The organism is Emticicia fontis, assembly GCF_054779675.1.
The window spans coordinates 39,158-52,058 of record NZ_BAAGXU010000011.1 but is presented as its reverse complement, the minus strand read 5'-3'; the positions used below and the strand labels follow the sequence as shown (position 1 = coordinate 52,058).

Annotated in this window: 8 protein-coding genes; 4 read left to right on the top strand and 4 right to left on the bottom strand. The window is 36.0% G+C overall.

Going from position 1 to position 12,901, the window contains the following annotated elements; all coding sequences use genetic code 11:
• Positions 1 to 49: 49 nt before the first annotated feature.
• From ACYVFA_RS06695 to ACYVFA_RS06685, 3 genes are all read right to left on the bottom strand, one after another.
• Positions 50 to 2,032 (bottom strand): S9 family peptidase, encoded by a 1,983-nt coding sequence (locus ACYVFA_RS06695; protein WP_460471038.1) that lies wholly within the window; start codon positions 2,030 to 2,032, stop codon positions 50 to 52.
• 78 nt (positions 2,033 to 2,110) lie between these two features.
• Positions 2,111 to 5,113 (bottom strand): ELWxxDGT repeat protein, encoded by a 3,003-nt coding sequence (locus ACYVFA_RS06690; protein ID WP_460471037.1) that lies wholly within the window; start codon positions 5,111 to 5,113, stop codon positions 2,111 to 2,113.
• Between the two features lie 68 nt (positions 5,114 to 5,181).
• Entirely contained in the window at positions 5,182 to 6,036 is an 855-nt protein-coding gene (locus ACYVFA_RS06685; protein ID WP_460471036.1) for a helix-turn-helix transcriptional regulator, read from the bottom strand.
• Between the two features lie 174 nt (positions 6,037 to 6,210).
• Here ACYVFA_RS06685 and ACYVFA_RS06680 point away from each other — a divergent pair, with 174 nt between their 5' ends.
• From ACYVFA_RS06680 to ACYVFA_RS06670, 3 genes are all read left to right on the top strand, one after another.
• Positions 6,211 to 7,221, top strand: coding sequence for a phytanoyl-CoA dioxygenase family protein (locus ACYVFA_RS06680; RefSeq protein ID WP_460471035.1), 1,011 nt, complete (start codon positions 6,211 to 6,213; stop codon positions 7,219 to 7,221).
• Between the two features lie 2 nt (positions 7,222 to 7,223).
• The gene (locus ACYVFA_RS06675; protein WP_460471034.1) at positions 7,224 to 8,045 is read left to right on the top strand and encodes an aldo/keto reductase; all 822 of its coding nucleotides are present in this window, start codon (positions 7,224 to 7,226) and stop codon (positions 8,043 to 8,045) included.
• Between the two features lie 177 nt (positions 8,046 to 8,222).
• A complete protein-coding gene (locus ACYVFA_RS06670) occupies positions 8,223 to 9,095 on the top strand; it encodes an AraC family transcriptional regulator (RefSeq protein WP_460471033.1) in 873 nt (290 codons plus the stop codon).
• Between the two features lie 9 nt (positions 9,096 to 9,104).
• On the opposite strand, the gene ACYVFA_RS06665 is transcribed toward ACYVFA_RS06670, so the two are convergent.
• Positions 9,105 to 10,274: a LacI family DNA-binding transcriptional regulator gene (locus tag ACYVFA_RS06665; protein WP_460471032.1), complete on the bottom strand. Its 1,170-nt coding sequence runs from the start codon at positions 10,272 to 10,274 to the stop codon at positions 9,105 to 9,107.
• A gap of 750 nt (positions 10,275 to 11,024) precedes the next feature.
• On the opposite strand from ACYVFA_RS06665, the gene ACYVFA_RS06660 reads away from it, so the two are divergent.
• Complete coding sequence (locus ACYVFA_RS06660) at positions 11,025 to 12,866, top strand: sialate O-acetylesterase family protein (protein ID WP_460471031.1); 1,842 nt, start codon at positions 11,025 to 11,027, stop codon at positions 12,864 to 12,866.
• The last annotated feature ends 35 nt before the right edge of the window (positions 12,867 to 12,901 follow it).

Genomic DNA, 12,901 nt, shown 5'->3' with positions numbered 1-12,901 from the left:
AGGGTTTCAAGCTTATCCTGAAACCCTTATCACCTTATAGTTAAATAAATTATTTTTTCAGGTATTTGTTGAACCAGGCAATGTAGCGTTCAAAGCGGTCTTTCTGGAAGCTTGGATTACTAATTCCATGAAACTGTCCCGGATAAATAATCAATTCTGTCGGAATACCCAACGACCTGAAAGCCTGATACATCTGTTCACTACCAACCGATGGTACATTGAAATCGCTTTCACCTACCATAAATTGCGTTGGAGTTTTGATTTTATCAGCTTTTAAGAAAGGGTAGGAGAGCGCTACATATTTATCAAAATTTTTCCACGGAGAACCCAATTCATTTTCATATTGCAAAATATATTGGTCAACACCATATAAAGAAGAAATCATAGCCACACCTGCGCCGCTCGATGCAGCTTTAAAGCGGGTATCGGTAGCAATCGTATAATCTGTTAGAATACCTCCGTAACTCCAGCCTCCAATACCCAGTTTCTCAGGGTCTGCTATACCGTTTTGTACGACATAATCCGCAGCTCCCAAAATATCTATTACTTCTTTATTACCCCAATCTGCCCAGATAGCCTTACAAAAATCCAAGCCTCTGCCGGTTGAGCCTCTATAATTCACAGCCACCACTGCATATCCCGCAGCTGAGAGCATCTGGCGGGTTAAATCAAAACTAAATTCATCCTGTGCTACCGGCCCGCCATGTATCATAAAAATAGTAGGTAATTTCTCAGTTTTGCTAGTATTGGCCGGACGATACAGGATATTAGAAACCATAGTGCCATCTTTGCTTTTAGAGGTAAAGCCTTCAACAGTAGCCAAAGATAATTTTGAAACAAAGTCTTCCTGATGCTTGGTTAATCTTCTGGTAGCGTTATTCTCTAATGCATATAATTCTAATGGCGTTTGAGGATCACTCATGGAAGTTAAAAAGCTGCCTGACGGGTGTCTTTCTAAAGCACTAAAAGCCTTATTACCTGTCATGAGTTTAGTCATTTTACCATCCGCTGCTCCAAATTGCGCAATATATCTTGTTCTATCATCAGCTACCAATCCGTAAATGCTATTCCCATCTTTCGACCATTTGGGAGAAGTGACTGGTCTGTCTAATGCTTTGCTCAACAATTTTGGTTCACCACCATCTTTTGAAATAATGCATAAGATAGATTGGTCGTACATAATATAGTTTTCTGAAGAGGTACTTCTCAGGTAAGCAATTTGTTTACCATCAGGGCTCCAGTCCATTGAGAAATCTCTGCCAGCCCAGGTTGTTAATTGCTTCATGGTGGCATTTGCTTTCGCATCAATTACCCAGATATCAGAGTTAGAATTTCTATCAGGGTCTTCGGTTCTATTGCTGGAAAATGCTATCTGACTTCCATCCGGTGACCATTTAGGATTGGTTTCATCATAATTGCCTTTAGTCAGGGTATCCACTTTTTTAGTGGCAATATCATATAAGTAAAGGTGTACCGGCTTTTTTGTCAGATAACCCTCTACATCCTGTTTAAATTGAAAACGGTCTAATACTATTGGCTTTGGTGATTTATTTTTTGAAGTATCGGCAGGACTTTTAATGACCAAAGCAATTTTTTTACTATCCGGCGACCAGGCATAATCTGTCAAATCTCCCTTCTTCAAATCGGTCAGTTGTTTGGCTTCCCCTCCACGTCTATCCATTATCCATATCTGGCTGCTCGTTAAGCCATTTCTTGAAGAAATAAATGTAAAGAATTTCCCATCAGGGCTCCATCTTCCTTGCGATTCTCCATCAGGCGTATGTGTCAACTGAATAGATTCTTTTCCATCCCACGAAACCATCCAGATATCAGCATTACGTTTATTTTTAACCGAATCAACCGAAGAAAGCGTATAGGATACCCAATTGCCGTCTGGCGAAATCTGTGGGTCACTTAAGTTTTGTAGACGATAAACGTCAGAGGGTTTTAATCCTCTTTTAGTAGTAGATTGAGCGTAACCAAGCGCAGACAAAAAAAGAAAGACTGCCAGAAAAGGCATGAGTTTTTTCATGAAACGAGGTGATATTTAGTGAGTTGTAAAGTAAAGCGATAAAAATACAATCTTTTCAACTCACTAAATCTTCAAACCCTAATTTTTTTTAGGCAACCAACCTTTGAGTATACTTGAACCGATTTTTAAATCTAACCGATAAATATCTTTTTCGGTAACAATATCCCAGGTAATAGGAGCTAATTTATTCCGTTCAGCTTGTTCATAAATCTCTTTAAGAGATTTATTAGGTAGATAATAAAGGAAATCAATAAGCTGAGGGTATGTAACAGAAGTATTTATCTTGACTAATGGTTCGTTTTTAGAATCCTTATTTTCTTCAATAGTATTAGTGGAAGTATTCGCACAACCAATCAGCCTGGTCTTAAAAACTGTCCCTTTTTGCGCCTCAAAACCAGGTTGGAGAGTAATTCCATTTTTTGCGTCATAGGTAACAGTTTTATTATTGCTAATAGTATTTTGTCCCCAGATATTTTTGCCGTAGACAACAGTAGAATCTTTTGTGATATTGTCTCTGATAGTGTACCCATCCGGGCACTCAAAATCCCAAATCCATAGTTCATTGCCTTTCAGGCTATCGGTTGCGGTGAAGTAAATTTTTTTGTTTAGATTAGTTAAAGAAATTGGATTTAGATTTGCGCCATTGCCCAAATTCTTTATAAAAAATGCTTTCTTAATATTTTCTTTGTTACCATCAGTCAGGTAAAAATGATGTAAATCAGGAGTAGAAACAATGTGTAATAAATATCTATCGTCGATAGGATAAAGACCACTATATTCATAAATATCTGAACTGAAGTCATTCACATTATTAAGATAGGTAAGTACATTATTTTTATCAATCTCATAATATTCGAATCCGTTCGCTTCTCTAAGCAAATAAAATTTATCTTTTAATGTATTTGCAGCAAAGAAATTACGGTCATCCATTTTGATGGTACCTGCCTCTGTTCCATCGCTTACCCACAATTGCCAGTTATTTGTAAAGTATAATTTATTGTTAAATACACCTAATGCTTTGGTGTAATCACTAACAGGTAATTGAAAAGTACCTGCTACTGTTCCATCGCTTCTCCAGAGTTCCATTTTGCCACTATTCCAATTTTGCCTTTCAAAAAAGATTAATTCATTATTTAACCAAGAGGAATAAAAATTATACTTACTTATGCTTGGAAGTTCGAAATCACCAAATGTATGAAGTTTTAAAGTGCCACTTTTTTTTCCATCAGTTTTCCATAGAGTTGACCCCAAGTTGGAAGTAAAAAATAGATTCTTTTTTACATGCCCTAAAATTTGGCTTCCTATATTTTCGGTACCATTATTGGTCGAATCAAGATGGATTGCTTTCTTAGTTCCTATGGCTGTACCGTTACTTTTCCATAAGTTATTATCAGAACCCATAAAGTATAATGAATCATTCAATTCATATAAATTACTATTAGGATTCACAGGTAAGAAATTGAAATAGTTAATATTCCCATCAGAAGCAACCTGAAATTGGTTATAAGCCAAATTAAGAATATAAGATGATTTGAATTTTGCGTGAGAAACATAATGAGAACTGGGAACGTGTCTTAATGACCCGTTTTGATTTAAATCAGCATGAAGAGAAGTAGTTGTACCGTTGGTTCTCCATAATTCCTGGCCATGAGTTATATCATCAGCCATGAAATACAAATAATCTTTCATACTAAAAAGAATTTTAGGGTTCGAAGAGGCAATCTCCTTATTTATATCCTTAAGCATATAAGTGCCTGCTGTTGTGCCATCGGTGCGCCATAATTCATATCCATGCTGGGAGTCTGAGGCGCTGAAATAAAAAGTATCGCCAACTACTCCTATGATATTATAAAATATTCCTAAATTGAGCGTAGGTATTAAATCTGTTATTTTTTTTACACCAGAGCCATTATAAACCCAATAAACAACATCATCGTATAACCCTCCATTCTGAATTAATTGCTCGGAAACGTAGTAATTGTTAGTTCCGACATATAAAGTGTAGGCAGTGGAGCTTTTATAAGGTAAACAAAAGATGAGTTTTTCAGATGCCAAACTCCCTGTATTTTCATAAAAACTTATAACATCATAGGATACATTGGAATAATAAATTTTTTGATTCGTAATTAAAGCCGGAATTTCATGGTGAATTACACTTGAAATAGATGTAATAGCCTTTGAATTAGTATCAAATCTACTGAATCTTAATTCGTTATTAGCATAAACAGAAAAGTATAGGTCATCCTTAAACTTAAATAAATTATATATAGCGTAAGCACTATCTCCATTTACTTGTGCTAACACCTTTTGTGTACTTAAACTATCTCCTTTTGATTTCCAAAGTTTTGGCTTGTATAATGGTCCGACATTATCTGCCACAGAAAAGTACGTATTGCTTCCTACAACTGTGTTTCCACCTAAACCTAATTTATGATTTTTTATAGAAGTAGTATTTGCCTCAGTTCCATCAGTACTCATAACTATTGTAGTGCCGTTATTAAAAGACTGAAAATACTTACCGTTTAAAACAAATCCATCTCCCCAGTACATAACCGGTGTTTCAGATTGTATTGATTTATAAAGAATTGTTCCATTGTCAGTTCCGTCTGTTTTATAGAAGTCAAAATTCTTATCTTCTTCATTATATACGAGAAAATGAATTTGATTATTTAATTCAAATGAGTTCAGAAAAAAATAAGCATATCTATGTGATGGAAGATATTTTACAATCTTAAGGGAGTCATTTTTTACTAAATATAAACCATTCTCAAAAAACACAAATAATTTGCCTTTGAATTTAAATTGGTTGACCGTCAACGGATTAGAGACGTATCCAAACTGATAATAATCACCTGGCATCCTCTTAGTAGAAATACTTGTTCCATTAGTTAAGTAAAAGTAATATTTTTCATCTCTGTTAGGATTAGCTCTGAAAAAGAGAGTATCTCCTGAAGAAAAAGCACCTTGCTGAAAAACGTAGGCATTGCCAGTCCCTTGGGCAATATCTTTCAAAACTCGTTGAGAAAAAGCAGGAAGTACAACAGCAATACTTAAAAAGAGTAGCAGTAAAGTTTTATTCATATATATATTTTAGTCATCGGAGGCAAAGATAAATAATTGCTATTTACGTATAGATATTGATTGGGATTTTATTTTCCATGATTCAAAAACTTCTTCTTAAAACTCAAAGGATTCTCCCCTGTAACCTTTTTAAATGTCCGGTTAAAATATGACAAACTCTCAAAACCACACTCAAAACAAACTTCAGTTACATTTTTATCTAAAAGCAAAAGCTTCTGTGCCTGATTGATTCGGTAATGATTCAGAAATTCAACGAAAGTCAATCTCGTAATTTTTTTGAAGTATCTGCAAAAAGCGGATTTACTAAGATTAGTAAGATTAGCTACCTGGTCTACTTCAATCTTTTGCTGATAATGTAGGTCAATAAAACGATATATGCGTTTAAGTCGTTCTTGCTCTTTCTTATTATGTTGGTTTTCAACTGGTTTTGGATGCAGCAGCACCATTTCATGACTCTGTGCTAAAACCTGAAAAATGCTTAGAATTTCCAGAAACTGCTCAAAATGTCCTAAATTCTTTAAATTCTTTAGTCTTTCTCTAAGCAAGATTTTTGTCTCTTTCCCAAAAGCAATCCCGTGTTTTGATTTTTCAAATAGTTGATAAACAGCAGCTAATTCAGGTATATCGCCAAAAGCATTGCCTAAAAAATCCTGCCTTATTTGTACTACTACCTTTTCGCATTCCGTCTTTACGCCATAATCAAAATTAAGGTGTGGGATATATGAACCTATAAAAACCAGATCACTTCCGTCATATCTGGAAATATGGTCACCCACATGACGTGTACCATTGGCTCCTTCAATATATACCAGTTCGAATTCAGGATGAAAGTGCCAGTAAAATACATCATTCAGCCTTGGATTAATAATTAATCTGAACGAACTGTCCGAATCTGGTGTAAATTCTTCAAATCTGAGTTTCATAGTTACGTTGAGAAGGTTTGTTTCGCTTCGCATTTGTCTATTATTTTCAATAAGCCATTCAATATAAGAATAAAATATCAATATTGTTCAAAAAAAGGTAATTATTGGAGTAGAATAAGGGCGGCTTGTTCTTGTAAATTTGTATCATTATTTCAATTCAAAATGTAATTAAATATGGAACTTGAACAACAAACCATGATTCCTACCATGGCTCCAACCATGGCAGTAAATTCTCCGAAACAAAACGACGCACATAAAGATATTCCGGGTAATCCATCTACTGCAACAAGCAGTGCCATTAAATTAAGTGACCGCTCGAATGGCAAACCCTTAAGAGTGCTTAGCGAAGAAGACTGGAATTTCTGGATTCAGAACGGTTATATCATTATCAAAAACGCTGTTCCGAGAGAACAAGCTTTAGCAACTGCCGATTTCATTTGGGAGTTTGAAGAAAAAGAAGCCGAAAACCCTGAAACCTGGTACACTGCCCCACGCGCTGATATGCAGATGAAAGAATTGATTGGTAGCGGCATGGTAGAAGTATATAATAATCAACATTTATGGAATAACCGCCAGATGCAACGCGTATATGATGCCTTTGTTGATATCTGGGGTACTGAAAAACTCTGGGTAACCATAGACAGAGCAAATCTGAATTTCCCGTTACGTCCACAGGATGAGTTCAAAGGATTCATTCATTGGGATTATGATCCTGAAACCAAACCGCAGAATGTGCAAGGTGTATTAGCATTAGCCGACCAGACCGACGAAAATATGGGTGGCTTCCAATGTATTCCAGAATTATTCCGTACTTACGATACATGGAAACTCACTCAACCAACTGATAGAAACCGTTTCAAACCAGATACGACCGGGTTTGAAGATAAATTTGTAAAAGTAAAATTAGAGGCAGGCGATTTGATGATTTTTAATAGTAGTCAGCCACACGGTATCAGACCCAATCGCTCGAAAGACAAAGTACGGATTGCCCAATATATTTCGATGATGCCAGCCGAAGAAGAAAATGAAGGGTTGCGCCAATGGCGAATTAATTCATGGAAAAACCGCATTGCTCCAGAGGGATACGCTTTCCCCGGTGATCCTCGTAATTGGGAACAAACAAAATATGATGTAGCAGAGTTAAACGAATTAGGCGAAAAACTTTTAGGATTGAAAAACTGGTAAATATGCAAAATCAACAGTTAATGACAAGTCTCAGCAACGGCATACAAATGCCATTGCTGGGACTTGGCGTATATGATATGTACAAAAAAGAGGCCGAACAAGCAGTTTTATGGGCCTTGGAAACAGGTTATCGATTGATTGATACAGCCAGTATGTATCGTAACGAAACCGAAATTGGTAATGCTGTCAATCAATCCGCTATCGACAGAAAAGACCTTTTCATTACCACAAAAGTAAATAATGACGATCAGGGCTATGAGAAAACCCTTAAGGCCTTTGACCTGAGTCTGCAAAAATTAAAACTGGATTATGTTGACTTATATCTGGTACATTGGCCAATTAAATTCACCAGAAAATTTACTTGGAAAGCCCTTGAAAGACTTTATCATGAGGGTAGGGTAAAAGCTATCGGAGTAGCCAATTACCTGATTCCATTTCTGGAAGAACTAAATAAAGAAGCCACCGAAATACCTATGGTCAATCAGGTAGAGTTCAGCCCATATCTTTATCTGGAAGATTTACTGAATTATTGCAGGGAGAGAAAAATCCAGTTGCAAGCTTATTCTCCACTGGTAAGAGGACAGCGTATGTCTGACCCCAAACTGGTGAGTATGGCAGGAAAATACCAGAAAACTCCAGCACAGATTATTTTGCGATGGGCACTACAATTGGGTGTTTCCACTATCCCTAAATCATCAAATTTAGAAAGGTTGAAAGAAAACTTTGACGTGTTTGATTTTACAATCAATGAGCAAGATATGGCCTATATGAATAGTTTCAACGAAAACCTGAGAATTGTTGAAGACCCTATGGAATTATACTGAAGCGCCCACTAATCGCAATTATGGGAAAACATTCTTAAAAGAAATCGGATTAAATCTTGTTTGTCTTTCAATGAATAGTCATAATAAATATTAAAATTGAAATGATTTGTTTCGATATTTCTCACAAAAGGATACATTTGTACCCGCCAAAACCTTAACCTTGTCTGAAAAGTAGAAATGAGTAATATTTATCATGAGATAACTCCATTGACACCGAATGATTGTTTCATGGTTTTTGATAGACATAAAAGTAATTTCGATTTCCCGATTCATTTTCATGAAGAGTTTGAACTGAATTTCATAGAAAATGCCAAAGGAGCCAAGCGGATTGTGGGAGACAATATCGAAATGATTGATGAATTAGAATTAGTACTGGTTGGTTCTAATGTTCCACATGGTTGGTTAGGGTATGAGTCTGAGCGGAAAGATATTCACGAAATTACCATTCAGTTTCATAAAGATTTATTTGATGATAAATTCCTGCAAAGAAATCAACTGAGTTTCATTCGGAATTTACTCGAGCATTCTTCAAGAGCAATTTTATTTTCCACTGAAACTATTCTGCAAATTCGTCCGCGTCTCATTTCATTGAGCCAAAAAAGTGGTTTCGACTCTGTTATCGAATTAATTTCTATTCTGCACGATTTGTCCGTTTCCAAAAATATGCGCTTACTCACAAGCAGTACTTTTGTGAATGATAACGTAAATTTTAATAGTCGCAGAATTGAAAAAGCATTTGAGTATATGCGTGCCAATTATGACAAAGACATTTCATTGGCCGACATTGCCAAAACTGTGAATATGGCAGAAGTAAGTTTCAGCCGATTTATTAAAAAACGTACTGGAAAAACCTTTGTAGATAGCTTGAATGATATTCGTTTGGGCCACGCCTCTCGTTTCTTAATTGATACTACTTATACTATAGCTGAAGTCTCTTTCAAATGCGGTTTTAATAATTTATCCTACTTTAACCGAATCTTCAAGAAGAAACACGCCTGTACTCCCAAAGAATTCCGAGAGAACTATATCGGAACCAAGACTTACGTCTAAAGAATATTATCAATTTTCCTGTAAATCTTTATTTTTCATTGATGATTTCCGGATAATCAACTCTCCTTTTATTGTTTTCGTATACGGTAAAAAAGAATCCTGATTAATTATATTTTCAATCAGCATACCTGCGGCCGTCTCACCAATAATAAAAGGAAACTGATGGAAGACTGTAAGCGAAGGCTCAATTAATGAGGCTATTAATTCATCACCAAATGCCACAATCCCGATTTCCTCCGGAATACCAATACCTCTTTCTTTCAATGCCATAATCATCTCAATCCCATTGGCATAATGAATCGTGAAAATACCATCTGGTTTCTTTGGTAAATTAAGCCAATAGTCTAAGGCCTTTAATGTTTCCGCTCGGCTAAAATTGCCATGATAAATCAAATTTTCATCTATGGCTATTCCATATTTTTCATGCGCCGCTTTGTATCCATCCAGGCGTACTTTGCTAATCAATAAATCAGTAGGCCCAGCAAAAACAGCAATACGCTTATAGCCCTGTAAAATCAGATGCTCTGTAAGCGTATAGCCTCCAAGAAAATCTTCTTGTATCACCTTAGCTGTATCCACTTCATTGCAAACCCTGTCAAAATGGACAATCGGTAAGCCTTTTTTCAATTGAAGTTTTACATGCTCAAAAGAATTTGTTTCTTTTGAATGGCTGATAAGCAGCCCATCAACGCGGCTTGTAACTAAAGCCTGGACATTTAAAGTTTCAGTATGATGAGATTCATTCGATTGACAAATCATAACCCGATAACCAGCCTCGGTAGCTACTTTCTGAATGCCTGCTACAACTCCCGCAAAAAATGGCCGCTGTATATCCGGAATAATTACTCCGATTGTATGTGTTTCACCTCGATTCAGACTTTGAGCCAGAAAATTCGGACGATAATCCAGTTCATTGGCCACCCTAAGAATCTCCTCACGGGTATTTTCATTGATTTCAGAACTATTATTTAATGCCCTAGAAACAGTAGAAGGAGAAATACCTAAAACCTTGGCTATGTCAATAATAGTGGTCTGATGTGGTTTTTTATTTACCGGATTATTAGTAGGAGTAACAGTAAAATACAAATTACACGATTTACAATACAACCGTTGCTTCCCTCTCAGAAAGCCAGATCTCACTATGCTTTCTACACTACCGCACTTGATACATGGGGTCATGAAAGAATTATACTTTTTAAATATGAAAGAAAAAGCCCGATTACTTAACGTTAATTTCTTCAATATTGAAATTTAAAACAATATAGCAAAAAAACTCGGGGATAGTATAATCATAATTTAACTATCGAAAACGTTACCGAAAACGAAACCGATAGGTTTTGATGATTGTTTATTAAAAATAGACAGAAGAATCTTTTTTTAATACAAGAAAATAAGATAATATTCATCCATGGTCTGTAAATTTTATAAGAGTCAATGGAATTATTAATCTAAGTATCTATCTATAAAATTGTACTTTTTGCAGAACTGGTGCCTGGAGAAAATGACTTTTAGCTAGTATAAAAATCAAGGAACCATTATGATGAAACAATTCCCTGATAAAGAAAAAAGTCAGTTGTGCTGCAACACAACTGACTACTACTTATCTAGACTGACAAGCAATGTTTTGCTCAGAAAACCAATTCAAACAAAACATTCAAAAGTATGAAAAAAAAAGCAAATACGGGGTATTGACTCAAATTAAACCTTGGTATTTATAAAATATTAACCTAATTTTTTATTTATTTACTTTCATACATTTTGTTTTCAATTGAATGTCGGGTGGTATTATTAACCACCCTCATTTCTTTAAGATAGACCCGATTTGTATTTAAAATGAGAATTATTATAAGATTTATCTACTTAACTCTAGTCCTTTTATTTCACCAATCCTTTGGTGAAATAAGACTGCCCAGATTAATTAGCGATGGCATGGTCTTACAGCAGAATGCTAAGGTAAAAGTATGGGGTTGGGGGAAAAAAGAAGAATTGGTCAAGGTTCAATTTAATAATCAAGTTTATAACACAAGTGTAGATGAAGCAGGTAAATGGCTCATTACTATTCAAACACCTAAAGCCGGAGGGCCTTATGAAATGTTGGTTTCAGGCGAAAACCAACTTAAAGTAAAGGATATTCTGATAGGAGAGGTTTGGCTTTGCTCGGGTCAATCAAATATGGTTTTACCGATGGAAAGGGTGAAAGAGAAGTACGCGGATATGATTGCCCAGATAAATAATCCACTCATACGTCATTTTTTTATTCCAACCAGATACGATTTTAACAAACCTTTGGAAGACCTCTCAGTAGGAAAATGGGAACCAGCCATACCTGAAAATATTCTAAGATTCTCAGCAACAGCATATTTTTTTGCCAAAAATCTTTTTGAAAAATACCATATACCAATTGGTTTAATTAACGCAAGCGTGGGAGGCACACCAGTAGAGGCCTGGATTAGTGAAGATGGTTTAAAACAATTTCCAACTAAACTGGCTTTAGCAGAGCAGGTAAAAGACAGTGCCTACGTTAATCAGATCCGAAAAAAAGAAAATGCCATTACAAGCCAATGGTATGCAAATCTAAGAAAGAATGATGCAGGCATGAATGGAGCTAAAAAATGGTTTGAAAATGAGTATGATGCTTCGTCCTGGTCAACTATGACTCTACCTAATTTCTGGGAAGACCAAGGGCTTAAAAATACCAACGGCGTAGTTTGGTTCAGAAAAGAAATAAATGTACCTGAATCAATGACCGGAAAACCAGCAAAATTCTTTCTGGGTCGTATTGTCGATAGTGATTCAGCCTATGTCAATGGCCAATTTGTCGGGACAATTGGCTATCAGTATCCTCCGCGAAGATATCAAATAGCGAACGATATTTTAAAACCCGGAAAAAATGTACTCGTTGTACGGGTAATTAATACCAGCGGCAAAGGTGGCTTTATTAAAGATAAGACTTACGAAATCAGAGTAGGAAACGAAGTGATAGATTTAAAAGGAGAGTGGCAATATAAACTAGGGACAGTTTCCGAGCCGCTATCTGCTTCAACATTCTTTCAGTATAAACCTGTTGGTCTTTATAATGGGATGATTGCTCCTTTAATTAATTATGGAATTAAAGGTGTAATCTGGTATCAGGGAGAGGCTAATGCCAATAATCCTGGCGACTATCATCAACTCTTTTCAACGATGATACAGAACTGGCGCCAGAAATGGAACCAAGGCAACTTCCCCTTTCTCTATGTCCAGTTAGCCAATTTTATGGAACCCAAAGCCGAACCTTCTGAAAGCCAATGGGCGGAGCTAAGGGAGGCACAATTGCAAACATTAGCTGTCGCACAGACAGGCATGGCTGTCATTACTGATATTGGCGAGTGGAATGATATCCATCCATTAAACAAAGAAGATGTAGGCAAAAGGCTCGCATTAGTAGCAGAAAAAGTAGCTTATCACGATAAAAATGTCGTATTTTCTGGGCCGATTTACCAATCTATGAAAATAAAGAATAATAAAATTGTTCTGAGTTTTTCAAATATCGGAAGTGGATTAATAGCAAAACGAGGAGGCGAATTAAAGCATTTTGCCATTGCAGGTGCAGATAAGAAATTTGTCTGGGCAAAGGCCGAAATAAAAGGAAATAAAGTGGAAGTCTGGAGTGAAACGATTACTAATCCGGTAGTTGTTCGCTATGCTTGGGCTGATAATCCCGACGGTGCTAATTTATATAATAAAGAAGGTTTACCGGCATCTCCTTTCAGAACAGATAAAAGTAAATGAGAATAGAATAGTTAAGAGATTTATTACGGCAAATT